Source organism: Devosia sp. 1566, assembly GCF_004005995.1.
In the GTDB taxonomy this organism is placed as follows: domain Bacteria; phylum Pseudomonadota; class Alphaproteobacteria; order Rhizobiales; family Devosiaceae; genus Devosia.
Genome location: NZ_CP034767.1, coordinates 1,317,525 through 1,341,787, shown reverse-complemented (window position 1 = coordinate 1,341,787; position 24,263 = coordinate 1,317,525). Strand labels below are relative to the sequence as shown.

The following is a 24,263-nucleotide window of genomic DNA, read 5'->3' as shown; positions in this document are numbered from 1 at the left end:
GCCGCCGAGTTCGAGAACCAGACCATGATCGACGTGATTTTCCTGCAGTTCCTCAACGGGCTCGACAAGGGCGCCGCTTACGCGCTGATCGCGCTGGGGCTCACCCTGGTGTTCGGCACGCTGGGGGTGGTCAACTTCGCCCATGGCGCGCTGTTCATGCTGGGGGCCTTTTGTGCCGTGCTGTTCCGGCAGTTCCTGACGCTCGAAACGGTGACGGTCGACCCCACCAAGCTCTCGCCCTGGGGCACGCCGCTCGAAGTGCGCGAGCCGCTGGTGCAGGCCTGGTTCGGCGATTGGGGCGCGGTGCTGGTGAACTATTCAGTGCCGGTGTCGATCATCGTCACCATCCCCATCATGCTGGTGATCGGGGTGGCGCTCGAGCGCGGCATCATCAAGCACTTCTATAAACGCCCGCATGCCGAGCAGATCCTTGTGACTTTTGGGCTCGCTATCGTGGCGCAGGAATTAATCAAGGCGTTTTTCGGCCCCAACCCCATTCCCCAGCCGATGCCCACCGATCTGCGCGGAGCTGCCGATATCGGGGCGTGGCTGGGCATGCAGGCCAATGTGATCACCTATCCGATCTGGCGGCTGATCTATTTCCTGTTTTCGGCGGCGATCATCGGCGGCGTGTTTGCTTTCCTGCAGTTCACCACTTTCGGGATGGTGGTGCGTGCCGGGATGGCGGACCGCGAAACCGTGGGGCTGCTGGGGATCGATATTGACCGGCGCTTCACCATCATGTTCGGCCTCGCCGCGGTGGTCGCGGGGCTGGCGGGAGTGATGTACACGCCGCTGCTGCCGCCCAACTACCATATCGGCATGGACTTCCTCGTGCTCAGCTTTGTGGTCGTGGTCGTGGGTGGCATGGGCTCCCTGCCCGGCGCGGTGGCCGCGGGGTTCCTGCTCGGGATTTTGCAATCCTTTGCCTCGATGACACAGGTCAAGGCGCTCATTCCGGGCATCGACCAGATCATCATCTACCTGGTTGCCGTCGTGATCCTGTTGGTTTTGCCGCGCGGGCTGTTTGGCCGCCGTGGCGTGATGGAGGGTTGAGATGCGCGCCATGTCCCGCAACGACCTGCTGCTGTTTCTGGGCTTTTCGGCGGCCGTGCTGCTGATGCCGATCTGGATGCAGCCCTTTGGCGCCGCTTATCCCGACCTGCTGCAACGCTTCATGATCTTTGCCATCTTCGCGGTGGGGTTCAACATCCTCTTCGGGCTGACGGGCTATCTCAGCTTCGGGCATGCCGCGTTTTTCGGCGTCGGCTCCTATGCGGCGGTGTGGTCGTTCAAGCTGCTGAGCCTCGATGCTATCCCAGCGCTGGTGTTTGCCATCGTGGTCTCGGGCGTGTTTGCGCTGCTGATCGGCTATGTGAGCCTGCGGCGCTCGGGCATCTACTTTTCCATCCTGACGCTCGCTTTTGCGCAGATGAGCTATAACCTCGCTTATTCCGTGCTAACCCCGATTACCAATGGTGAAACCGGGCTGCAGCTGACGCTGGGCGATCCCCGCCATCTTGATGCTGCGATCGGGCAGAGCAGTGTTGGCCAGCCGGTGCCGACGCTGCTGGGCCAGTCGCTGGGTGGGTTTGCCGGTTTCTACTTCTGCGCGGGCTTCTTGATCCTGGCGTTCTTCCTTGCCCAGCGCATTACCGGCTCGCCCTTCGGGATGATGCTCAAGGGGATCAAGTCCAACCAGACGCGGATGAACTATACCGGCTTCAACACCAAGCCCTATACCCTGGCGGCCTTTGTGATCTCGGGCATGTATGCGGGGCTCGCAGGGGCTTTGCTGGCAGTGACCGATCCGCTGGCGGGCGCCGAGCGCATGCAGTGGACGGCCTCGGGCGAAGTGGTGCTGATGACCATCCTGGGTGGCGCGGGCACGCTTGTCGGTCCAGTGATCGGGGCCTGGCTGATAAAATATTTCGAGAACATCTTTTCGGCGATTAATGACTCGGTGCTGCGCCGCTTCTTTGGTTTCCTGCCTGACGGGGTTGCAGACGGGTTCGTGACGGTCACCAGCAAGTTCGTCGGGGAAGGCTGGTTCCTGACCCTGGGGCTCGTTTTCGTGCTGATCGTCGTGTTCCTGCCCGGCGGGATCATGGAAGGGGTGCGCCGGATCGCTGGGTTGTTCAACCGCTCACGTCCCTCGCCCACCGTGCCGGGCAAGCCCCTCCGGCAAGCGCAACCGGCTGAATGAGGACGCCGCCATGACCACACCCAATGTCGTTCTCCACGTCGCCGATGTGCACAAGCATTTTGGCGGCCTGCATGCCCTCGCTGATATCGACCTGCAGGTCGAAGAAGGCCAGACCCACGCCATTATCGGGCCCAATGGCGCGGGCAAATCGACCCTGCTCAATGTGATCATCGGCAAGCTCGCACCTTCGAGCGGCCAAGTGGTGTTCGATGGTGCGGTGCTGACGGGGCGCAAGCCCTATCAGATCAACCAGCTCGGCATTGCCCGGGTGTTCCAGACGCCCGAGATCTTCGCCGATCTGAGCGTGTTGCATAATGTGATGATCCCGGCGCTGGCCAAGCGCGATGGTGCGTTCAAGCTCAACATCATGCGCTCGCTCGACAGCGAAACGGCCATCCGCGACGAGGCCGAGCACATGCTGGAGGATGTCGGCATGCATAGCCGGCGGGAAATGACGGCCGGGAGCCTCAGCCGCGGCGACAAGCGGCGGATGGAACTGGCAATGTGCCTGATCCAGCATCCGCGGCTGTTGCTGCTCGATGAGCCGACCGCGGGCATGAGCCGGCACGATACCAATACCACGATCGAGCTGCTGCAAAAGATCAAGGCGCGGGGCATGACCAAGGTGATTATCGAGCACGACATGCATGTGGTGTTTTCGTTGGCCGACAAGATTTCGGTGCTGGCGCAAGGTCGCATCATCGCCGATGGCACGCCCGACCAGGTGCGCGGCAATCCTAAAGTGCAGGAAGCCTATCTGGGGGGAGCGCACGCATGAGCACGATCACGCTCGAGGGACAAAAGACGCGCGTTGCCCAGGCCGCGGCGGTGGAAACCACCCGGCCATTCTTTTCCGTGCGCGACCTGCACGCCTATTATGGCGAAAGCTATATCGTCCAGGGCGTGTCGCTGGATGTTCGCAAGGGCGAGATCCTGGCGTTGCTGGGGCGCAATGGGGCGGGCAAAACCTCGACCCTGCGCACGATTGCTCGGACTGACAATCCGCAATTGCGGCAAGGCGAGATTTGGCTCGATAGCCAGCCCATCCACCAGATGCGGGCGTTTCAGGCGGCGCGCGCGGGCATCCAGCTCGTGCCCGAGGACCGGCGCATCATTTCGGGGCTGACGGTGGAGGAGAACATCACGCTCGCCAAGGTGGCGCCGGGCAATGGGTGGAGCCTCGAGCAAATCTACCAGAGCTTTCCGCGCCTGGCGGAGCGACGCAAGCAGGAGGGCGTGACGCTATCGGGCGGCGAGCAGCAGATGCTGGCGATCGCCCGGGCGCTGGCGCGTGACCTAAAACTGCTGCTGCTCGATGAGCCTTATGAAGGCTTGGCTCCGGTGATCGTGCAGGAGATCGAACGGATCCTGCATTCAATCAAGCCGCTGGGGATCACGACGATCATTGTCGAGCAGAATGCGATTGCGGCGCTGAACCTGGCGGACCGGGCGGTGATCCTTGATACGGGGGAAACGGTGTTCAGCGGTACGGCGGCCGAAGTGCTCGACAATGCCGAGCTGCGCCAGGAATATCTCGCGATTTAGGCACTATAAGGCGCGCCGGCAGGACTCTATCGCTCGCGAGTGCTGTTTGAGCCTGCCGAGGATTACACCGGGGAACCGCGGTGGCGCATCGAAGTTGGAGGGGCAAGGAGTTTTGCCATGCCCACAGCTCAGGAACTCTGGCGCGCGGGGGTTCTTAGCGCCCAGCCCTATCGCCAGCGCCAATCCCATCCGCCCCATGCGGGCCGCGTCTGGCCTTTGGGTGAAGGCGAGCGGCAGCCGGTGCTGTTTGTACCCAGGAACTTGCCGCAGACACCAGTCCCGCTCGTCGTGCTGCTGCATGGTGCCGGTGGCACCGCTTCGGACATCTTGTCGGTGCTGCAGGAGCATGCCGAAGCGCTCAAATTCCTGATCCTGGCGCCGCAATCGCGCGCCCCGACTTGGGATGTGATCGCGCATCAGTACGGACCAGATGTCCGGCAGATCGACGAGGCGTTGGCAACGGTGTTCAGCACTTTCGCGGTGGATCCCGAGCGTGTTGCCGTGGCGGGTTTTTCCGACGGTGCCTCTTATGCCTTGAGCCTTGGGCTCAGCAATGGGCAGTTGTTCGGGTCAGTCCTCGCGTTCTCGCCGGGTTTTCTCGCTCCCAGCCGTGAGGAGGGCAAGCCGCGCATCTTTATCTCCCATGGGCGCCAGGACAATGTGCTGCCGGTCGACCGCTGCAGTCGTCGCATTGTGCCCGCCCTCGAAGCGGGCGGCTATGAGGTTCGGTATGACGAGTTTACGGGCGGGCATATCGTGCCTAGCAGTGCGGTAAAGGCGGCATTGGACTTGTTCCTGACCCCTTGATGAGGTTGGGTGCGGCAGCAGCGGATCGAGCAGCGACTCGAGGCGCTGAGACTGCCGATTGAAGCAATGTTGCAGGCAAGTTGGGCCCGCAACCTGTTGGCCGCGGTGGTGTTCCATCACCAGGCGCATGAAAAGGAACTGGTATGTCTGAACGAGCGTCCGTGCTTGCTCCCTTCCGGCACGAGACCTTCCGTTTGCTTTGGCTGGCAACGCTCGCCTCCAATCTTGGCGGGCTGGTGCAGTCGGTTGGCGCCGGCTGGATGATGACCACGCTCACCGACTCCCACAATATGGTAGCGCTGGTGCAGGCCTCGACCACCCTGCCCATCATGATCTTTTCGCTGGCGGCGGGTGCCTTGGCGGACAATTTCGACCGGCGCACGGTGATGATCATTGCCCAATGCGGCATGGCGCTGGTGTCGGTTGCGCTGGCGGTGATGGGCTATCTTGGCTTGCTCAATCCCTGGCTGCTGCTGACATTCACCTTCCTGATCGGCTGCGGCACGGCGCTGTTCAATCCGTCCTGGCAGGCCTCAATGGGCGATATCGTGCCGCGCTCGGACCTGCCGGGCGCGGTGACGCTCAACAGCGTCGGCTTCAACATGATGCGCAGCGTTGGACCGGCGATTGGCGGGCTGATCGTGGCCATTGCCGGGGCAGCGGCGGCGTTTGCGCTCAATGCCGTCTCATATCTGCCGCTGATCGTGGCGCTGGGGCGCTGGAAATCACCGCCGCTCAACACCAAGCTGCCGCGCGAGCGCTTTGGCAGCGCGATGTGGGCGGGCATTCGTTATGTGTCGCTATCTCCCAACCTGACCATAGTCCTCTTTCGTGGGTTGCTGTTCGGGCTGGCGGCTATTTCGGTGCTGGCGCTGCTGCCTTCGGTGGCCAATGAATATGTGGGGGGTGGCGCCTTTGTTTATGGCAGCCTGCTCGGCTTTTTCGGGCTGGGGGCGATTGGCGGCGCGTTTCTGAACGGCGCAATCCGCGAGCGCTACAGCAATGAAACCATTGTGCGGATCGCCTGCGTGGTATTTGCGCTGAGCTGCGCGGGGCTGGGGTTCAGCCGGCAACCAGTGCTCAGCCACCTGGCGCTGCTGCCGGCGGGCGCGAGCTGGGTGCTAGCACTGTCGCTGTTCAATGTCTCGATCCAGCTCTCGACACCCCGCTGGGTGGTGGGGCGGGCGTTGTCGCTCTACCAGACCGCAACCTTTGGCGGCATGGCGGCGGGAAGCTGGCTGTGGGGGAGCGTTGCCGATCTGTGGGGTCCGGACTGGTCGCTGGCCAGCGCGGCCCTCGCCCTGCTCGGCTGCGCGCTGATCGGGTTCGTCTTGCCCCTGCCCCAGTTCAGCTCGCGCGATCTGACGCCGCTCAACAAGTTCAACGAGCCGGTGCTCCGACTGGAATTACGCCCCCGCAGCGGGCCAGTGATGGTGATGGTCGACTACCAAATCGCCCAGGAAGACGTGGAAGAGTTCCTCGCGCTGATGAATGAGCGCCGCCGCATTCGCCGGCGCGATGGGGCCCGACAGTGGGCGCTGTTGCGGGACCTCGAAAAGCCTGAGATCTGGACCGAAACCTACCATGTGCCGACCTGGATCGATTATGTGCGCCACAATATGCGCCGCACCAAGGCCGATGCCGACAATCTCGAGAAACTGCGCGCCCTGCATCGTGGGGAGAACCCACCACTGGTGCATCGGCTGATCGAACGGCAAACCGTGCCGCTGACCGACGACATGCCGACGCGGCCGGGCCCCCAGATCTGAGTTTCCGAGGCTTATGCAAGAAAGCCGCGTCCTGAGCGGGCGCGGCTCCTGTACGATTTTGTGAAAGAGTTCTTAGTCGATGCGCGGCGGTGGCAGGGGCGGTCCCCCATTGCCTCCGGAGCCTGAACCGGAGTTCGGCGGGGGTGGTGGTGGGCCACCGTCCGAGCCAGGTCCGGGTCCGGGCCCCGGTCCAGGTCCGGGTCCGGGGCCAGGTCCGGGTCCGGGGCCAGGTCCGGGTCCGGGTCCGGGTCCAGGTCCAGGTCCAGGGCCAGGTCCAGGGCCGGGTCCAGGTCCAGGTCCAGGTCCAGGTCCAGGGCCAGGTCCAGGGCCGGGTCCAGGTCCAGGTCCAGGTCCAGGTCCAGGTCCAGGTCCGGGTCCAGGTCCGGGTCCAGGACCGGGAGGCGGTCCCGGAGGAGGGCCAGGAGGACGTGGCGGCGGCCGGGGAGGATTCCAATCCGGCGGGCCAAAATTGAAGCTGAACACGGTCGCGGGCACCCTTGGGCGCCGCAGTTCGGCCAGATAACGGCCGGAAACCCAGCCTTCGGTGCGCCGGGTTTCGACGTAGCACCAGCCGCGGCGGCAGCCATCGACCTCGACGCGATCCCCTTGCCGCAGGACGGCGACTGGCGCGTAGTTGGTCCCAGGTCCGGTTCGAACATTGACGTTTGTTGTCGCCACGGCGGGCGCGGCAAGTGCAGCTCCGGCCATGCCGAAGAGCATCAAGCCGCCTAAGGCGGCGGGTAGCGATTTCGATTTCATTGCCGGAGTGTCCTCTTTGGTTACGAGCGCTCTGCGCCCTTGGCGCAAGCGGCGCCTCGTGAGGTCGACACCAGCATAAATGGCGGCGGCGTGAAGCCTGTTCCGTCACCGATGGTTGATAAGAATGAACGGAAAATACGCTGTAAATCAGCAGGTTAGCAGCGGATCACCTGCTATGTGCAAGAGGCACGAAAAAGCCGCGCCACCGAGTGGGGCGCGGCTGTTTTGCTTATTAGCTACGGTCGCAATTGGGCCAGTTGGGCATGCCCAAAGTGCACTTGGCGCCGTCATCGCGCGGACGATCAGGACCGGCATTGCCGCGGTCTGGACCATCGCCACGGCCTGCGCCATCACCGCGGCCGTCGCCACGCCCCGGACCGTCGCCACGGCCATCACCGCGACCCGGGCCATCGCCGCGCCCGTCACCACGGCCGTCACCGCGGCCAGGACCACGGCCGTCCCAGTCACGATCAGGGCGGCGCGGACCGTCCCAGTCACGGCCTGGTCGATGGCGCGGGGCTTCCCAACGTGGGGGCGCACCAAAATCGAACTGGAACACGGTGGCAGGACGCGAAGGACGGTTGCGTTCGGCCAGGTAGCGCCAGGAAACCCAACCCTCGGTGCGGCGGGTCTCGATATAGCACCAGCCGGCGCGACAGCCTTCGACATCAACGCGATCACCACGGCGCAGGGTATCGACAGCGTAGTAATCGGTCCCGGGACCGGAACGAACATTGACGTTGGCGGTGGCAATAGCGGGCGCGGCAAGTGCGGCTCCGGCCATGCCTACCAGCATGATGCTGCTCAAGGCAGCCCTTAGCAATTTTGATTTCATTGCCGCGATGTCCTTTTAAGTTTGGGGGGCGATTCCGCCCTGAGCGCACAAAGCGCCTAATGAGGTGAACGGCGGATGAACGGCGCACGGCCCGGCTTGTTCCCTCGCTGCGCGGCAGGCAAACTTGACGAATGTGGTTCGGGCGTCGCCCCTAGTCGGCCGGTGAAACAGATGAGCGACCAAGCTCGGTCAGGCCATAGACACCCCGGCTTTCACGCACGAACCAGCCATAGACATTGCGGCGCAAGATGATGGGAGCGCGATCGACGATTGTGCGGAGCTGCTTGGGCGATTGGGGGCCATCGAGGAGAGCGCGGGCACAGGCGATGCAATCCTGCCGGTAGGCGGTCATGATGGGCTGGCGGTTGCCGCCACCCTTGTTGGGATCGCCAATGCGACGGCGATGCTCGTCAAGGAGGCGCGAGCGCCGCTTGGGGTTGCGGCGCGGGGTGGCGGCAAAGGGGGCCACCAGCACCTCCACCGCGCCGGATGCCGACACGCCGAGCAGGCCAAAACCCAAGCGACGGCAGAGATTGCGATAGCGCGCATCGGCTTCGCGCCCCCTGCCCGCCTTGGATAGGCGCGCGGCGAGCCAGACTTCGTCGCAGGCGGGGGCGCGATCCACGCCTTGAAGGACGAGTTCGAGATTGAAGCTGAGCTTGAGTTCGCAGACTACCAGAACGGGCGGCTCGCCTTCGCGCACACCCAAGAGGTCGCAGCCATTGACCTCGCCTTTGACGGTGAAGCCCTGCTGTTCCATGAAGCTCTTGAGGGGAAGGTAAAGGTCGCTTTCGGCCATGGCACCGCTGTTGATTTGCCGGGGACATGGACAGCGCGGCAGCCCGTCGCGCCGGGCCGGATGAGGGCGAATGACGCGGGGGCGGCTCGTGTTGCAAATGTCGCTCACGGGGGCTCGCAGGCCCCAAAACGGCATGTTAGCATGATTCTGCGCAAGCCTCCGGGGCGAGCGGAAACGGGTGGATGCTGGCAAACCAGTGCACAACAACCCGGCCGCCGATACCCCGACCTTTGCGCAAGCCAAAGTTCTCTGGGAGGAGACAATGAACATGCTACGCACCACTTCGGTGGCTATCGGCGTCTTGCTGCTTTCGACCGGGCTGACTGCCGCGCAGCCCGAGATCGTCGAAGGCCCGGCCGACGACGCGCAATGCTATGTACCCACCACGGAAGACACCCAGTTCTTCCAGTTTCCCGCCAAAACCGGGCCCTATCGCATCGCGCTGGCCAATGGCTATGTCGCCAATACCTGGCGCATCCAGATGATCCAGACGGCCAAGGCTTATGCGGCGCAGCCCGAAGTCGCCGAGCGGCTGGAGGAATTCAAGGTCGTTTCCACCGGCGAGGACGTGGCGGCGCAGATTTCGGCCATCAACAACTTCATCGATTCCGGCTACGACGCCGTGGTTGTCAACGCGCAGAACCCGCAGGCTTTTGCACCGGTGATCAAGCGCGCCAGGGATGCCGGGGTGATCCTCGTGGCGTTCGACAATACGCTCGACACCAAGGATGCCATCAACGTCAATGTTGACCAGAAGGGCCTCGGCGAACTCTGGGGCAATTGGCTGGTGCAGCACCTGCCCGAGGGCGGCAAGATCCTGGAAGTACGCGGGGTAGCCGGCACTTCGGTGGATACCGATCGCCATAACGGCATCCATGAAGTGTTCGCCAATTCGGGCAAGACGTTTGAAGTGGTCGAAGTGGTTGGCAAGTGGGACGATGGGGTGGCGCAGAAAGCCGCGGCCGACGCCTTTGCCGTGCATGGCCAGTTTGATGGCATCACCGCCCAGGGCGGCGACACCGGGGTGGTCCAGGCCATGCTCGATGCCAAGCACCCCATGGTGCCCTTTGGCGGGGAAACCGAGAACGGGTTCCGCAAGTTCTGCGCGCAGTATTCGGCCGATGGCCTCAAATGCTCTTCGGCGGGCTCGGGCCCCGCGCAGGTCGCCGTGGCGATCAAGACCGCCATCGATGCGCTCGATGGCAAGGTGATCCCGCAGGCGATCAACCTGCCGCTCGACATCACCGAAGATCCCAACTTTGTCGATGGCACCAATTTCTACACCGCCGAATCCGACAACTTCTTTGTCGGCAACTCCTTCCCCACCTGCGGCATCAATTTCAGCGCCCAGGAAATCATGAGCCAGACCGAAGGCAATCAGTAAGTGCCTGGCGCGGGGGCCTTCGGGCTCCCGCTCCTGGTCGATGGCTTGGGGGTGACATGGACAACACCGCTCCGCTCTTTCGCATGGAAGGGATATCCAAACGCTATGGTGGCGTGCGGGCGATGGAGAAGGCCGACCTCGTGGTCGAGGCCGGGCACGTGCACGCCATTCTGGGCGAGAATGGCGCGGGTAAATCGACGCTGATCAAGATCATGTCGGGGGTGGTGGCGCCTGACGAAGGGCAAATGTTCCTCGACGGCAAGCCGGTGAGCTTTCCCGATCCGGGGGCGGCGAATGCGGCGGGGATCGTCTGCATCTTCCAGGAACTCTCGCTGATCCCCGAGCTTTCGGTGGCCGACAACATCATTGCCGCCAACCCGCCGACGCGGTTTGGCCTCATCAACCGGCGCGAGCAGCGGCGGCTCGCCGAAGCGGCCCTGGCGCGGGCGGGCGCCGAGGACATTCATCCCCTGGCGCTGATCAAGGATTTGCCGCTGTCGCGCCGGCAATTGGTGGAGATCGCCAAGGCGCTGGCGCGCAAGCCGCGGCTGCTGATCTTGGACGAGGCCACATCGGCGCTGACCGCGGCTGACGTCGCCAAGGTGTTTGGCGTGCTCAAACGGTTGCGCAGCGAAGGGCTGGGGCTGCTCTATATCTCGCACCGCATGCATGAGATCGCCGAACTCGCCGATACCTGCACCGTGTTCCGCAATGGCAGCAAGGTCGCCAGTTTTGCGGCGGGCACGCGCAGCGATGGCGAAGTCATCGAGATGATGATCGGGCGGGAATATTCCAATGTGTTTCCGCCCAAGCCGGCGCCCCTGCCCGCTTCGGTCAAGCCCGTACTGGCTGTGCGCAACCTGACCTGGACCGACCGGCTCAACAACATCTCCTTTGGGGTGCGGCCCGGCGAGGTCCTCGGGCTCGGGGGCCTCGACGGCCAGGGGCAGCGCGAATTGCTGCTCGCCCTCTTCGGGGTGTTGCGCGGCACCGGGGGCGAGATCCTGATCGATGGGCAAGCGCGAAAGCTCACCGGGCCGCGCGCCGCCAAGGCGCCGCTGGTCGGCATGGCGCTGATCCCCGAGGATCGCAAAACCGAGGGGCTGATGCTGCCCATGTCGGTGATGGAGAATTTGAGCCTGGCCAGCATGAGCCGCATTTCCCATGCCGGCATCATCGACAAGGCGGCCGAACGGCGAGCGGCCGACGAGATGATCAAGCTCTTGGCCATCAAGACGGCGAGTACCGAGGTGCCGGTGGCGGCGCTTTCGGGCGGCAACCAGCAAAAGGTGGTGATTGCCAAATGGCTGATGGGGCAGCCGCGCATCATCCTCCTCAATGATCCCACCCGCGGCATCGATGTGGGCACCAAGCAGGAAATCTACCAGCTGTTGCGCCAGCTGGCGGATGGGGGCGCGGCGATCATTCTCTACTCCACCGATTACGACGAGCTGATCGGCTGCTGCGACCGGGTGTTGGTGATGTATGACGGCGCGATCAAGCGCGAATTGGTGGGCGAGGAGATCACCGAGCGCGCGCTGATCGGCAGCGCCCTCAACGTGGAAATGACGAGGGAGGCCGGCGCGCCGGCGCAAGCATGAGGGACTGGCGCTTTCATTTCGCGGCCCAGCGCGGCACGCTCCTGGCGTTGCTGATCTTTGTGGCGATGTTCACGCTCTATGTCGCCAACCACCCTGCAGGCTTTACCGCCAATGTGGTGCAGACTGCGGCCAACAAGGGCGTTTTGCTGGCCTTCGTCGCGATGGCGCAGACCTTTGTGGTGCTGACCGCTGGGATCGACCTCTCGGTAGGAATGATCTTCATTCTCGCCAATTGCGTCGCCTCGTATCTCCTCGGTGGTACAAGCTGGGAAACGGGCTTGGGGGTTTGTGCTACCCTGCTGGTGGGCCTGGCTTGCGGAGCGATCAACGGCTTGATCGTGATCTTCGGGCGCTTGCAGCCCATCGTCGCGACTATCGCCACGGGGGCGGTCTATTTCGGCATTGCCTTGATCCTGCGCCCCTTTCCTGGCTCCGATCCCAATTTTAACTCCGGCTTGGCCGACGCGCTCACCGGGCGCTTGTTCGGCGTTGTGCCCACGAGTCTCGTCGTGCTGCTCGGGGTCGTGCTGGTGATCTGGGTGCCATTCCAGCGCTCGGTGCTGGGGCGCGCCGCCTATGCGGTCGGATCAGCCGAAATGGCCGCCTACATGTCGGGCATGCCGATCCGGCGGGCCAAGTTCCTCGCCTATGTGCTCTCGGGCCTCCTCGCAGCGATCGGCGGGATCTTCCTGACTTTCTTCACCTATTCGGGCGAAGCCTCCCTATCCAACGGCAACACCTACACGCTCTATGCCATTGCCGCGGTAGTGCTGGGCGGGGTGTCGCTGTTTGGCGGGCGCGGCTCGGCGATCGGGGCGATCTTTGGCGCCCTCGCCTTCCGCGCCATCGGCGATCTGTTATTCGTGTTCGATCTTGATCCGCTTTACCAACCGCTGTTCCAGGGCATTGTGCTGCTGCTGGCGGTGTCGCTCGGTTCGGCCCGACTGTTCCAGGTTCGCAACCGGCTCGACCTGTTTACGTGAGGCAGCGATGAGCATTCAGGCGCATTCCGCTCCAGCCGACCGGTGGAGCACGCTGCGGCAAAGCCTCGATCTGCCGGTGCTGACGGCATTCGGCTGCATCATCGTACTGCTGGTGGTGGGGAGCCTCTATTCCCCCAATTTCCTGTCGCCCGAGTATCTGCTGCAGCAACTCAAGGTGGGGGCGTTCCTGGGCATCATTGCCACCGGCATGATGCTGGTGATCCTCTTGGGCCAGATCGATCTGTCGGTGCCCTGGACGGTGACGGTGGGGGCGATGATGGCTTCGGCGGCCGCCGCCTATGGGCCGATGGGCGAGTTCTTTGCCATTCCATTTGGGGTGCTGTGCGGAGTGTTGCTGGGGCTGATCAACGGGGTGGGCGTTGCCTATCTGCGCATCCCGTCCATGATCATCACCCTTGCGGTCAACGCGGTCGCGCAAGGGCTGATGGTGGCCTATTCCGGGGGCTCGTCGCCGCGCGACTCTGCTTCAGCCGCGATGCGCTTCATTGCAACGGGCGATCCGATCCTGGGCATTCCCAATGCGGTGATCGGCTGGGCTATCACTGGAGCGCTGGCGGTGTTCCTGCTGCAGCGCACGACTTTTGGCCGGTCGGTTTATGCCATCGGCAACAAGGAAAGCGCGGCTTACCTTTCGGGTATCCCCACCCAGCGGGTGGTGATGGTGGCGTTCGCACTGTCGGGCGGGCTCGCGGCGCTCGGGGGCGTGATGCTGGCGGGATATGGCGGCAAGGCGGCGCAATCGATGGGCGATGCCTATTTGCTGCCGGCCATCGCCGCCGTGGTGCTGGGCGGCACCTCGATTCTGGGCGGGCGCGGCAACTATCTGGGCACGGTGGCGGGGGTGATCCTGATCACGCTGCTGCAATCAATTTTGTCAGTGATGCAGATGGCCGAATATGGCCGGCAGATCATCTATGGCGTCGTGATCGTGGCCATGCTGCTGCTGTATGGCCGCTCGCCCAAGCTCAAGGCGTGAGGGAACGAGGGGAAACGCTTGCGCGCCTGCCACGTTGAGGTCCAGCTTTTCATCTCTGGAGACGATCATGGCCGCGATGCGAATTCCCCTTACCGACCACTCGCCCGTTGCCGACCGCGACCGGCGCGAACGCCTCGGCATCACCCTTGATGACCTCGCCGCCCGCGCGGGGATCTCGCCGCAGGAATTGACCAGCTATGAGCAGGCCAAGTCGGAAAGCGATGCGAACCCGACTGTGGCGATGAAAGTGGCCGATGCGCTGGACGCCTTTGAAAGCGAGATCGAGGACGGCAGCGAAGAGCCCGAAGCGCACCCGACCTGAGGCGAAGTTGCGTGAGCGGCGCCTGAGCGCCTGCGGGGCTGGTCGTTGTGCTCGGCGGCGGAGCGTGCGAAAACAGGCCACCCTGGAGGAGACCGCCGCATGTTCACGCAGATCCTGATCTATACCTTCTTTTTCGCGGCGGGCGTGCTGGCGCTGTTGGCGCTGCTGCGCGCCTTTTCGGCGCGGGATGTGCCTGATGTGACGCGCTTTCACACCCTGCTCACCGACCTGGCGCTGGCACTGATGCTGGTGGGGTTCGGGCAGGTGCTGCGGCTGTTGTTAGCCATTCTCCAGGGCTAAAGAGCGCTCGCCCGTTAGCGGGCGCCGTAGATTGACAGGACGACCAGAATAGATGCCGAAAACCGGAAGCTGCGAATGCGGGGCCGTGACCTACAGGATCGCGGCGGACGAGCCGGTGCATGTTTATGCGTGCCACTGCCTCGATTGCCAGTTGCGCAGCGGCAGTGCCTTTGCCGAACACGCCATGGTTCGGGCCGCCAGCTTCGAATGCGAGGGCGAACTTGAGGCCTATCGGCGCAAGATCGAGGGCATGGTTTCCGAAGAACTGTTCTGCCGCGAGTGTCATACGCGCCTGTTTAACCGCAATGATGTGCTCCCGGGCATGGTGTTCCTGCGCGCCGGCACCTTGAACGAGCGGCAGGCGATTGCGCCGGTCGCGCATCTGTGGACCAGCCGCAAGCAAGCCTGGGTGATGCTGCCCGAGGGCGTTCCGGCTTTTCCCGAGTCGCCGACGCCGGCTGAATTCGGCGCGGCGATTGCGCAGGCCCAGAGCAGCGTTGAGGCTGCGGGCGCGGTTTAGCTGGGAGGGGGCGATGGCGGGTGACGATCTGGGGGCGATCTATCGGCGCTATGTCGACTGCCTCAATGCCCAGGACTGGGAGCGGCTCGGCACGTTCGTGCATGCGGAAGTCAGCCATAACGGGCGGGCGTTCGGGCTGGCGGGTTATCGCGCGATGCTGGAGGAGGATTTTCGGCAGATCCCGGATCTGCGGTTCCAAATCGACCTGCTGGTCTGCGAGGGGGCCAATGTGGCGGCGCGCTTGTGGTTCGACTGCACGCCACGCGGGAGCTTTCTCGGGCGGCCGGTAAATGGGCGGCGGGTGCAATTCGCGGAGCACGTGTTTTACCGATTCGAGGATGGGCAGATCAAAACGGTCTCGTCGGTGCTGGACAAGTCGGCGGTCGAGGCGGCGTTGCCGAGTTGAGCAAAAGAAAAGGCGGGATTGCTCCCGCCTTTTGCGTCACGGTTGCAGCTCGACTAGCGCTTGGCGGCCACCTCATCGATGGTCAGCGGCCCGAAGTCGTTGCCCCAGGAATTGCGGATATAGCTGCCGATCTGGGCGATGTCCTCGTCGCTGAGCTCATCACCAAAGGGTGGCATATAGCCCAAGCCATGGATCACGGTTGAGGCGACATGGCCGGCATCGGCCAGGTTCTGGTTGCCGGCAAGCACCGCGCCGGCGCCACCCTGACCGTTGACGCCATGGCAGGCCGAGCAGGTGGAGACGAATTTAGGCTGGCCGGCACTGACGAGGGAAGCAAGATCGGCCTCCCCTGCCCCGGCGGCCGGTGCGGCGGCAGCATTGTCGGGAGCCGCGCCTTCGGCGGGTGCCGTTTCGGTCCCCTGATTGGCCGGGTTCTCCCATTCCTCGGGGCCACCGGCAGGCGGCACGGCTTCGGACGCAGGCGCGTCGGTTGGCGCCTCGCCGGCGGTGCCGATCACGCTGCCTTCCTCGCCACCATAGGTGAACTTCAGGATCGCGCCAGGATTGTGCAGCACGCTCGTGGTCAGCTCATCGCCATACAGCTGGACGACGGAGCCAAAGGCGTCGGTGGCGATGAAGACATCGCGGCCATTGGGGGCGATGATCACGTCACGATAGCGGTTCTGACTGCCGAGCCAGGCTTCGGGCAGGCCATCGACCGATTTGCCGTCTTCGCTCATGTGCTGCACGTAGAGCACGCCATGCTTGAGGGTCGGCATCAGGATGGAGTTGTCCCACTCGGCGATGCCGTTCTCGCCGGCTTCGTAGAACAGCACCGATGCGGGGGCGATGGTGGGGTTGCAGATGAAGCCGCACTGCTCGCCAAAGGGGAAATCACTGTCGACGGTGAAGTAGGTGGCCAGCGGATCCACCATCTCGCCCTCGAACTCGGTTTCCGCGGTTTGCGGGACGGTGTCGGGCACTGGAGTAACGATGCGTTCGATGTCGGGCGGGGCCTCACTCCAGTTGATATAGGAATAGGCCATGTCATCCTTGAAGCCGGCGACATTGGGCCAGCCATAATTGCCGCCGGGCTGGATGATGTTGAGCTCGTCGTCGCTCGAGGGGCCGTGTTCGGCTTCGTAGAGCGTGCCATCGGGCCCGAAAGCGATGCCCTGCGGATTGCGGTGCCCATAGCTGTAGATATGGCTGCGCACGCCCTCGATCTCCGGGTTGTCCTCGGGGATGGCGCCGTCGAGTTCCATGCGCAGGATCTTGCCGGAATAGGTGTGCCAATCCTCGCCGCTGACTTCCTCGGCGGTGGGGAGGGCCTGAGCGAGGTTGGGGCGGCGGAAGTTGCGGCCGAAATTGGCGCCCTGCTCGCCGATGGAATAATACAGCTTCATGTCCGGCCCGATGACGACGCGGCCGGCATTGTGGTCGTTCCAGGCCGGCAGCCCTTCGATGAGGACCGTGGGGTCGCTCAGTTGCATCGTGGCCTCGTCATAGGTGTAGCGCACGATCCGGGCGGAAGGATCGGGCTCCTCGGCCGTGCCGTTGTTGACGGTGTAGCTCAGATACACATAGTCGTTGCCGGTGCCCTGAAGCAGTTCAGGATGAAGCGCCAGGCCCAGAAGGCCCTCGTGCTGCACGCCGGTGTAGACGTCATCAAGGGTCAGCAGCACCTGCTGGTTGCCGGTCTCGGGATCAACGCGAGTAACTTCTCCACTGGTGCGCTCGGTGACCCAAATCTGGTCGTCGGGACCCCAGCGCATGGCCCATGGATTGCTGAGGGCCGTGGACACAACGCGAGAGGAAAACAGCTCGTTCTGACCCTTGGGGATCTCGACGGGCGTTTCTTGCGCCGAGGCAAGCATGGGCATGGCGAGCAGGCCGGCCAGTGCTACTCCAGCGAGCAGGCTTTGGGTGGATAGGCGACCCATGCTGGTCTTGGCGCTTGAATTCATTGATATTCCTCCTGAACGAACTGACGCTGCGGCATTTTGGCCGCTAAGGCGCCGCATGGCAACCGGCTGGTTGCAAGAAGAGCGGACAATGGCCGGCAACGTTCATAGTAAGTTCTGCAAGAGAATCCGGTCTAGCAGTCAAGCCACTGATGGCATTGGACTTCGCGAAGCTTGGCGAGTGAGCTTAAAACGGCCCTGCTTGATCTTGCGGGGTACGGCTCCTATGACACCGCCTTGGTTGTCGCCGTGCCCGGACAGGTCTGTCCGGGCTACCTGCCGCGGCAGCGTTGCCGTTTGCACCAGCCAGGACGGGCCGCCGATGAAGCCTTGGATCGAGCTTGATTCCGCCAGCGTACCGGGTGGTGACACGCGGCTGCGGCTGATGCAGCGCGGGGACGAATATTCCATCATGCTAGGCACCAATGAGCTGATGAATAGCCGGCTCAGCGGCTCGGAAGAAGAACTGGCGCGGCTTGCCTGCGACCCGATCAAGGCGCGCCCCAGGGCCCATATCCTGATCGGCGGGCTCGGAATGGGATTTACCCTGCGCGCCGCGCTCACGCTGCTCAATGCCGATGCGCGGATCACAGTCGGCGAGATCGTGCCGCAGGTGATTGCCTGGGCGCATGGGCCGCTGGGGCCGGTGTTCGGCGATTGCCTCGCCGACCCCAGGGTGAGCGTGGTCGAGGCCGATGTGCGGCGGCTGATCGGCGCGGGCAAGAACGCGTATGACGCGGTGCTGCTCGATGTCGACAATGGCCCTGACGGGGTCAGCCGGGAAGGCAATGATGCGCTTTATAGCCGGGCGGGACTGGCGGCGGCGCGGGCGGCACTGCGTCCGGGCGGGGTCCTGGCTGTGTGGTCAGCCCATCCCAGCGCGGAGTTCACGCGCCGCCTCGAGGGCTCGGGCTTTGCCAGTGTCGAGGAGAACCGGGTGCGAGCTCGCTCTGGTGGGCGTGGGGCGCGTCACATGGTTTGGACGGCGCGGAAGGCTGCGTAACCTAAGGAGGCGACGGCCCGACGTTAGAGGCCTGGGCCGGACCAGCCATTGTCCGTCGGTTCAACCGGGCAGCGGAAGGGCAGGAAGGTGCTTGCCGCCCCGGCATTCATCATTGCCAGCGTGAGCGCATTGGCGATGTCCAGTTCCACCCGCGAGCGCGGGCAGGCCTCCACCGGTTCGGTGCAGCCACCGGCGATGAAGTTCTCGTTGGCGGCAATGAAGGCATAGTTGACCTGGGTCTCGTCGGCAGCGGCGACGGCATCCGTCCAGGCTGCCTGGTAAGCCCCGCATTTCTGCTCAACCCAGGAAGCCGATTGCTCCTGCCCTTGGGCGGGCATGATCATGGTCAGCACAATGGCCGCGAAGGGGAGCAGCTTCATGGGTTTTCCTTTGGCGGGCGGTTTGGCGAGTCTCTCGTCCATGCTCCTTTGCCGGTGCTTTGGGGAAAGATCATGTCCGGGAGAAAAACTGGTGTGACCGCACCCAGGTGAAGTGAGGGCTCACCCCTGCTCTCTGCCCCGGAAGTATAGCCCGCACCAGTTACTTGGGTCTGCTGCGGCAGCAGTCGCTCAACCCACTTTACATATAATAGTACTTTTAGTAGGGATTCCCCACCGTCGCAGGTGAATACGCCGCGACTGGCACATGGGAGGTTACCAGTGAACATCATTACCAAGCTTGCCCTCGCGGCAGGCCTCGCTACTGCCTTGTCTTCCGCTACCCTGGCGCAGGATGTTTCCGGCAAGGTCATCGGCTTTTCCCAGATCGGCTCGGAATCGGGCTGGCGCGCGGCTGAAACCGCTGTGACCCGGCAGGAAGCCGAAGCGCGCGGCGTCGATCTCAAATTCGCCGATGCCCAGCAAAAGCAGGAAAACCAGATCAAGGCCATTCGCGGCTTTATCGCCCAGGGCGTTGACGCGATCCTCGTCGCGCCAGTGGTGGCGACCGGCTGGGACGACGTGCTGTCCGAAGCCAAGGAAGCCGAGATCCCGGTCGTGCTGCTCGATCGCGGCGTCGATGCCCCTGAGGATCTGTACCTAACTTCCGTCGCCTCCGACCAGGTGGAAGAAGGCCGTGTGGCCGGCCAGTGGCTGGTCGACAATGTCGGCGACGAGGACTGCAATGTCGTTGAGCTGCAGGGCACCGTTGGCTCCACGCCAGCCATTAACCGCAAGAAGGGCTTTGAAGAAGCCATTGCTGGCCACGACAACATCACGATCGGCCAGAGCCAGACGGGCGATTTCACCCGCGCCAAGGGCAAGGAAGTGATGGAAGCCTTCCTCAAGTCGTCCAATAATGGCGCCGATATCTGCGCGGTTTACGCCCATAACGACGACATGGCGGTTGGCGCCATCCAGGCGATCAAGGATGCCGGCCTCAAGCCGGGCACCGACATCAAGGTCGTCTCAATTGACGCCGTGCCCGACATCTTCCAGGCCATTGCGGCCGGCGAAGCCAATGCCACCGTTGAGTTGACGCCAAACATGGCTGGTCCCGCCTTTGACGCCCTGGGCGCTTACTGGGCTGACGGCACCGAGCCCGAGAAGTTCATCATCACCGAGTCCAAGCTTTATACGGCCGAGAACGATCCCGAGGGCGAATACGAGCGCCGCAAGGATCTCGGTTACTGACCTGATCGCATCGCAATTGCATCCCGGCTCCGCGCCGGGGTGCAAGTCAGACCCATGACCAGGGCCGGCGAGCTGCCGACCGGGTCATCAAAGCGGGTCGGCTGAACCAGGAGGCGGTTTTGTCAGACGGCCCTTATGCGCTTGAAGCGCGCGGCATCACCAAGATTTTCGGCAATCACCTGGCACTCGACCAGGTCGATTTCAGCCTGCGCGCGGGCGAAGTGCATGCGCTTCTGGGTGAAAATGGCGCCGGCAAATCCACGCTGATTAAAATCCTGACCGGGGCCTATCAGCCCGATGGGGGGCGGATCCTCGCGGAAGGGCGGCCAATTGTGCTGGCCAATCCGCAGCACGCTCAGACCCATGGCATCGGCACGGTGTATCAGGAGGTCAATCTCCTGCCCAATCGCTCGGTCGCCGAGAACCTGTTCCTGGGGCACCAGCCGACGCGATGGGGCCTGGTGGACCGGCGCCGCATGGAGCGCGAAGCACGCGTGGTGCTGGCGCGCTATGGCCTGGCGCTCGACCCGGGCAGCGAGCTGGGTACCCATTCGGTGGCGGTGCAGCAGATCGTTGCCATTGCCCGGGCCGTCGAGCTTTCGGGCAAGGTGCTGATCCTCGACGAACCCACCGCGAGCCTCGACCGCAATGAAGTGGAGCGGCTGTTCGAGGTCATCAACGGGCTCAAGGCCCAAGGCATGGCGGTGGTGTTCATCACCCATTTCCTCGAGCAGGTGTTTGCCATCGCCGATCGCGTCACCGTGCTGCGCAACGGCAAGCTCGTGGGCACGCGCGACATCGATACGCTCAATCGCAGCGAAGTGGTACGCCTGATGCTTGGCAAGGATATCGCCTTTTCCGGTGCCACCAGCCTTGAGGCCGATGGGGCGCGCGGCGAGGTGCTGCTGGAGTTCAAGGGCTATGGCCGCAAGCGCAGCGTTCATCCCTTCGACCTGACCATCCGCAAAGGCGAGGTGATCGGGGTCGCGGGCCTGCTGGGGTCAGGTCGCACGGAAATGGCGCGCATCATGTTCGGGGCCGACGCGGCCGACGAAGGCAGCGTGTCGATGGAAGGCGTGCAGCTCGTCATCAATCGCCCAACGGATGCGATCAATCACGGATTTGGCTTCCTGCCCGAAGATCGCAAGATCGAGGGCATTTTCGGCGATCTGTCGGTGCGCGAAAACATCGTCATTGCGCTGCAGGGCAAGCTCGGGTGGTTCACCGCGCTCAGCCGGGATGAACAGCTCGAGATTGCCGGCAAGTTCGGGGAATCACTCGATATCCGCGCGGCTTCCCTCGACATGCCCATCAAGCTCTTGTCGGGCGGCAATCAGCAAAAGGCGATCCTCGCGCGCTGGCTCGCGACCGATCCGGCCTTCCTGATCCTGGATGAGCCGACCCGCGGCATCGATGTGGGCGCCCATGCCGAGATCGTGCGCACCATCAACCGATTGCGCGACGATGGCATGGCACTAGTGGTGATCTCGTCCGAGCTCGACGAAGTGGTCGCTTATTCCTCGCGCATCGTCGTCATGCGCGACCGTGAACTCGTGGCCGAATTGCATGGCGAGCAAATGAGCCCGGCCGTGATCGTGCAGGCCATCGCCAACCACAAGGAAGGAGAGGAGGCATGATCCGCCAGTCGCTCAACCGCCTCGCCAATCCGCAGCTTCTCGCCCTTGTCGGGGTGCTGCTGATCAACTGGCTGCTATTTCCCAACTTCTTTCGCATCACCTGGCAGGACGGGCGGTTCTTTGGCAGCCTGATCGACGTGCTCAATCGCGGGGCGCCAGTTGCCATTCTCGCCATCGGCATGGCGGGTGTGATCGCCACCAAGGGTGTGGACCTGTCGGTGGGCGCCATCATGGCCGTCGCGGGCGCGGCGGCGGCGAGCCTCGTCGTGGCAGGCTATCCGGCGCCCATTGCCGTGGCGGCGGCGCTGGGGCTCGGGCTCGCCTGCGGTTTGTGGAACGGGCTGCTGGTGGCAGTGTTCAACATCCAGCCGATCATTGCCACGCTGGTGCTGATGGTGGCGGGGCGCGGGATTGCCCAGCTGATCACCGAAGGCTCGATCGTCACCTTCAACAATCCCCTGCTGGTCTTTATCGGCACCGGCTCGTTTCTCGGCTTCCCCATGGCGGCAGTGATTGCGCTGGTGCTGATGGTGGGGGTGACGCTGCTGGTGCGACGCACCGCGCTCGGGCTCTTCATCGAGGCTGTCGGGGTCAATCGCGCCGCAGCGAGCCTCTCGGGTATTCGCAGCCGCATGCTGCTGTTCTTTGTTTATGCCCTCTCGGGACTATGCGCCGCGATCGCCGGGCTGATCGTCACTGGAGATATTCGCGGTGCCGACGCCAATAATGCCGGGCTGTGGCTCGAACTCGACGCCATCCTGGCCGTCGTGATCGGGGGCACGTCGCTGCTGGGCGGGCGCTTTTCGGTGCCGATGGCGGTGGTGGGGGCGCTCATCATCCAGGCCATGAACACCGGCATTCTCGTCTCCGGGTTCCGGCCCGAGTTCAACCTCATCGTCAAGGCTGGCATGATCTTCCTGATCCTGCTGGTGCAATCGCCGCTCGCCGGCCGGGTCATGCCGCGCAAGCTGGTGGCCGTGCCCAAGGTCAAGACCTCATGAATCGCAGTCTCCGGCCGCTTCTCGCCACCCTCGTCATTTTCCTCGTTGCCTATGGGCTGGCCGTGCTCCAGTTCCCCGGGATGTTCTCCACGCGCGTCCTGGGCAATTTCCTTACCGATAATGCCTTTCTCGGCATCGCCGCGGTGGGCATGACCTTTGTGATCATCTCGGGTGGCATCGATCTCTCGGTGGGCGCGGTGATCGGGTTTACCGGCGTGCTTGTTGCCGTGCTGATTACCTGGATGGGGCTGCATCCAGTGCTGGCTTTTGCCATTGCGCTGGCCGTAGCGGCGGCGTTCGGCGCCACAATGGGGCTCGCGATCCATTTCCTCCAGGTGCCCTCGTTCATCGTCACGCTCGCGGGCATGTTCCTCGCCCGTGGTGGCGCTTCGGTGATCACCCAGGATTCAGTGGGGATCGACCACCCGTTTGTGGATTGGCTCACAAGCCTCATCATCCGCTTGCCCGGTGGCGGGCGGCTGAGCTTTATCGGCCTCCTAATGCTCGGGATCTTCGCCTTGGGCGCGGTGCTCGCGCATCGCACCAAGTTCGGCTCCTATGTCTATGCCATTGGCGGCAATGCGACTTCGGCGGCGCTGATGGGGGTGCCGATGGCGCGCACGACGGTGCTGATCTATATCCTCTCGAGCACCATGGCCGGGCTGGCGGGGATCGTGTTTTCCATCTACACCTCCGCGGGTTATCCGCTGGCGGCGGTTGGCGTCGAACTTGACGCCATCAGCGCGGTGGTGATCGGGGGCACGCTGTTGACGGGTGGCTATGGCTTTGTGGTCGGAACCCTTGTGGGCGTGATGCTGCTGGGACTCGTGCAAACCTACATCATCTTTGATGGCACGCTTTCGAGCTGGTGGACCAAGATCGTCATCGGGGTGCTGTTGTTCCTGTTCATCGTGCTGCAGCGGCTGATCTTCGCGGCCTCCGGTCCGGGGGAAAAGGTACCCGAGAAGGCCTGAGATGATCGAACCTGGCAGCCTTATCCGCTCGCTTTCCGGGCGGCCTGCTGCACGGAACTTCCATAGCTTCGTGATCAATGAAATCGGGCAAGCCATTGTGGGCGGAAGCTTTCCCGTCGGCTCCACGCTGGCCAGCGACGCGGAGATGATGGAGAGCTATGGCGTGTCGCGCACCGTGTTGCGCGAAGCGCTCAAGACGCTTGAGGCCAAGGGGCTGGTGGAAGCGCGGCCCAAGATCGGCACAAGGGTGTCGCCGCAAAGCCGCTGGAATTATTTCGACCCGCAGGTGCTGTCCTGGCACTTCTATGCCACCCTGCCCGGCCCCTTCATCGAGGGTCTGTTCGAGGTGCGCGCGCCGCTTGAGGCGCAGGCAGCGGAACGGATGGCGCAGCGACGGACCGCCGAGCAGGTGCGCCTGATGAAATATTGGCTGCACCAGATGAGCACGGCCGACAGCAGCGCCGAACAGTTTGGCCTCGCCTGTCTCGAAATCCACCGCGTGCTGGCGGATGGATCGGGTAACCCCCTCCTCCGCTCGGTGCTGGGCGTGGTGGAACTCACCCTGGCGCTCGCGGTCTCAAAGGGCGGAGCCAATGTGCTGCCGCAATACGCCACCTGCTCGATCGGTCTACATGATGAGCTGATCCACGCCATCGAAGCGGGCGACCGGGCTAAGGCGCGGGCGGCGATGGAAGCCAGCATTGCGCTTGATCTGGCCGAGGTGCTGCGCAGCGCCAAAAATGGCGCCGGCGGAGTCACTCGGCCGAGTATGCTTTAGCTTGGACGCGCCTATACTTACCCTTCTGCCCCCTCAACAATA

At 63.6% G+C, this 24,263-nt stretch carries 25 protein-coding genes; 20 read left to right on the top strand and 5 right to left on the bottom strand.

The features are described from left to right. Positions 1 to 27 precede the first annotated feature (27 nt). The 6 genes from ELX51_RS06495 to ELX51_RS06470 all read left to right on the top strand — a co-directional run bounded on the left by ELX51_RS06495 (position 28) and on the right by ELX51_RS06470 (position 6,327). Positions 28 to 1,056, top strand: coding sequence for a branched-chain amino acid ABC transporter permease (locus ELX51_RS06495; RefSeq protein ID WP_127755194.1), 1,029 nt, complete (start codon positions 28 to 30; stop codon positions 1,054 to 1,056). 1 nt (position 1,057) lies between these two features. Then, complete coding sequence (locus ELX51_RS06490) at positions 1,058 to 2,206, top strand: branched-chain amino acid ABC transporter permease (RefSeq protein ID WP_127752757.1); 1,149 nt, start codon at positions 1,058 to 1,060, stop codon at positions 2,204 to 2,206. A gap of 10 nt (positions 2,207 to 2,216) precedes the next feature. Beyond that, positions 2,217 to 2,984, top strand: a complete 768-nt coding sequence (locus ELX51_RS06485) for an ABC transporter ATP-binding protein (RefSeq protein ID WP_127752756.1) — start codon at positions 2,217 to 2,219, stop codon at positions 2,982 to 2,984. Then, complete coding sequence (locus ELX51_RS06480) at positions 2,981 to 3,751, top strand: ABC transporter ATP-binding protein (protein ID WP_127752755.1); 771 nt, start codon at positions 2,981 to 2,983, stop codon at positions 3,749 to 3,751. The genes ELX51_RS06485 and ELX51_RS06480 overlap by 4 nt, the downstream gene beginning before the upstream one ends. A gap of 117 nt (positions 3,752 to 3,868) precedes the next feature. Next, complete coding sequence (locus ELX51_RS06475) at positions 3,869 to 4,558, top strand: alpha/beta hydrolase-fold protein (RefSeq protein ID WP_127752754.1); 690 nt, start codon at positions 3,869 to 3,871, stop codon at positions 4,556 to 4,558. A gap of 143 nt (positions 4,559 to 4,701) precedes the next feature. Next, entirely contained in the window at positions 4,702 to 6,327 is a 1,626-nt protein-coding gene (locus ELX51_RS06470; RefSeq protein WP_127752753.1) for an MFS transporter, read from the top strand. Between the two features lie 11 nt (positions 6,328 to 6,338). Here the strand turns inward: ELX51_RS06470 and ELX51_RS20280 are convergent, their stop codons facing one another. From ELX51_RS20280 to ELX51_RS06450, 3 genes are all read right to left on the bottom strand, one after another. Further along, entirely contained in the window at positions 6,339 to 6,794 is a 456-nt protein-coding gene (locus ELX51_RS20280; protein ID WP_248305267.1) for a hypothetical protein, read from the bottom strand. A gap of 524 nt (positions 6,795 to 7,318) precedes the next feature. Further along, the gene (locus tag ELX51_RS06455) at positions 7,319 to 7,921 is read right to left on the bottom strand and encodes an SH3 domain-containing protein (protein WP_127752751.1); all 603 of its coding nucleotides are present in this window, start codon (positions 7,919 to 7,921) and stop codon (positions 7,319 to 7,321) included. A 151-nt stretch (positions 7,922 to 8,072) separates the two neighbouring features. Next, positions 8,073 to 8,720: a DUF2161 family putative PD-(D/E)XK-type phosphodiesterase gene (locus ELX51_RS06450; RefSeq protein ID WP_127752750.1), complete on the bottom strand. Its 648-nt coding sequence runs from the start codon at positions 8,718 to 8,720 to the stop codon at positions 8,073 to 8,075. Positions 8,721 to 8,988: 268 nt separating this feature from the next. On the opposite strand from ELX51_RS06450, the gene ELX51_RS06445 reads away from it, so the two are divergent. The 8 genes from ELX51_RS06445 (at position 8,989) to ELX51_RS06410 (ending at position 15,233) form a co-directional block, all read left to right on the top strand. Beyond that, complete coding sequence (locus ELX51_RS06445) at positions 8,989 to 10,104, top strand: sugar ABC transporter substrate-binding protein (RefSeq protein ID WP_248305324.1); 1,116 nt, start codon at positions 8,989 to 8,991, stop codon at positions 10,102 to 10,104. 56 nt (positions 10,105 to 10,160) lie between these two features. After that, entirely contained in the window at positions 10,161 to 11,705 is a 1,545-nt protein-coding gene (locus tag ELX51_RS06440; RefSeq protein WP_127752748.1) for a sugar ABC transporter ATP-binding protein, read from the top strand. Next, positions 11,702 to 12,688 (top strand): ABC transporter permease, encoded by a 987-nt coding sequence (locus tag ELX51_RS06435; protein ID WP_127752747.1) that lies wholly within the window; start codon positions 11,702 to 11,704, stop codon positions 12,686 to 12,688. Before ELX51_RS06440 ends, ELX51_RS06435 begins: the two co-directional genes overlap by 4 nt. Positions 12,689 to 12,695: 7 nt before the next feature. Then, positions 12,696 to 13,685 carry an ABC transporter permease gene (locus ELX51_RS06430; protein ID WP_127752746.1) on the top strand — a complete coding sequence of 330 codons (990 nt, stop codon included), beginning with the start codon at positions 12,696 to 12,698 and terminating at the stop codon, positions 13,683 to 13,685. Positions 13,686 to 13,752: 67 nt separating this feature from the next. Continuing rightward, a complete protein-coding gene (locus tag ELX51_RS06425; RefSeq protein WP_164854780.1) occupies positions 13,753 to 14,007 on the top strand; it encodes a helix-turn-helix transcriptional regulator in 255 nt (84 codons plus the stop codon). 99 nt (positions 14,008 to 14,106) lie between these two features. Continuing rightward, on the top strand, positions 14,107 to 14,307 hold the full coding sequence (locus ELX51_RS06420) for a hypothetical protein (RefSeq protein WP_127752744.1): 201 nt from the start codon (positions 14,107 to 14,109) through the stop codon (positions 14,305 to 14,307). A 52-nt stretch (positions 14,308 to 14,359) separates the two neighbouring features. Beyond that, entirely contained in the window at positions 14,360 to 14,827 is a 468-nt protein-coding gene (locus ELX51_RS06415; RefSeq protein WP_127752743.1) for a GFA family protein, read from the top strand. 13 nt (positions 14,828 to 14,840) lie between these two features. Further along, entirely contained in the window at positions 14,841 to 15,233 is a 393-nt protein-coding gene (locus tag ELX51_RS06410; RefSeq protein ID WP_127752742.1) for an ester cyclase, read from the top strand. 53 nt (positions 15,234 to 15,286) lie between these two features. Here ELX51_RS06410 and ELX51_RS06405 read toward each other — a convergent pair whose 3' ends face one another. Further along, positions 15,287 to 17,200, bottom strand: a complete 1,914-nt coding sequence (locus tag ELX51_RS06405; protein ID WP_248305266.1) for a glucose/sorbosone family PQQ-dependent dehydrogenase — start codon at positions 17,198 to 17,200, stop codon at positions 15,287 to 15,289. A gap of 319 nt (positions 17,201 to 17,519) precedes the next feature. On the opposite strand from ELX51_RS06405, the gene ELX51_RS06400 reads away from it, so the two are divergent. Further along, positions 17,520 to 18,200, top strand: a complete 681-nt coding sequence (locus ELX51_RS06400; protein ID WP_127752741.1) for a hypothetical protein — start codon at positions 17,520 to 17,522, stop codon at positions 18,198 to 18,200. 23 nt (positions 18,201 to 18,223) lie between these two features. On the opposite strand, the gene ELX51_RS06395 is transcribed toward ELX51_RS06400, so the two are convergent. Further along, on the bottom strand, positions 18,224 to 18,580 hold the full coding sequence (locus ELX51_RS06395; RefSeq protein WP_127752740.1) for a hypothetical protein: 357 nt from the start codon (positions 18,578 to 18,580) through the stop codon (positions 18,224 to 18,226). A gap of 279 nt (positions 18,581 to 18,859) precedes the next feature. On the opposite strand from ELX51_RS06395, the gene ytfQ reads away from it, so the two are divergent. From ytfQ to ELX51_RS06370, 5 genes are all read left to right on the top strand, one after another. Further along, the gene (ytfQ, locus tag ELX51_RS06390) at positions 18,860 to 19,831 is read left to right on the top strand and encodes a galactofuranose ABC transporter, galactofuranose-binding protein YtfQ (RefSeq protein ID WP_127752739.1); all 972 of its coding nucleotides are present in this window, start codon (positions 18,860 to 18,862) and stop codon (positions 19,829 to 19,831) included. A gap of 119 nt (positions 19,832 to 19,950) precedes the next feature. Continuing rightward, positions 19,951 to 21,468, top strand: coding sequence for a sugar ABC transporter ATP-binding protein (locus ELX51_RS06385; protein ID WP_127752738.1), 1,518 nt, complete (start codon positions 19,951 to 19,953; stop codon positions 21,466 to 21,468). Continuing rightward, positions 21,465 to 22,469 (top strand): ABC transporter permease, encoded by a 1,005-nt coding sequence (locus tag ELX51_RS06380; RefSeq protein WP_127752737.1) that lies wholly within the window; start codon positions 21,465 to 21,467, stop codon positions 22,467 to 22,469. The genes ELX51_RS06385 and ELX51_RS06380 overlap by 4 nt, the downstream gene beginning before the upstream one ends. Next, positions 22,466 to 23,443, top strand: a complete 978-nt coding sequence (yjfF, locus tag ELX51_RS06375) for a galactofuranose ABC transporter, permease protein YjfF (protein WP_127752736.1) — start codon at positions 22,466 to 22,468, stop codon at positions 23,441 to 23,443. The genes ELX51_RS06380 and yjfF overlap by 4 nt, the downstream gene beginning before the upstream one ends. A gap of 1 nt (position 23,444) precedes the next feature. Continuing rightward, positions 23,445 to 24,221 (top strand): FadR/GntR family transcriptional regulator, encoded by a 777-nt coding sequence (locus ELX51_RS06370; protein WP_127752735.1) that lies wholly within the window; start codon positions 23,445 to 23,447, stop codon positions 24,219 to 24,221. The last annotated feature ends 42 nt before the right edge of the window (positions 24,222 to 24,263 follow it).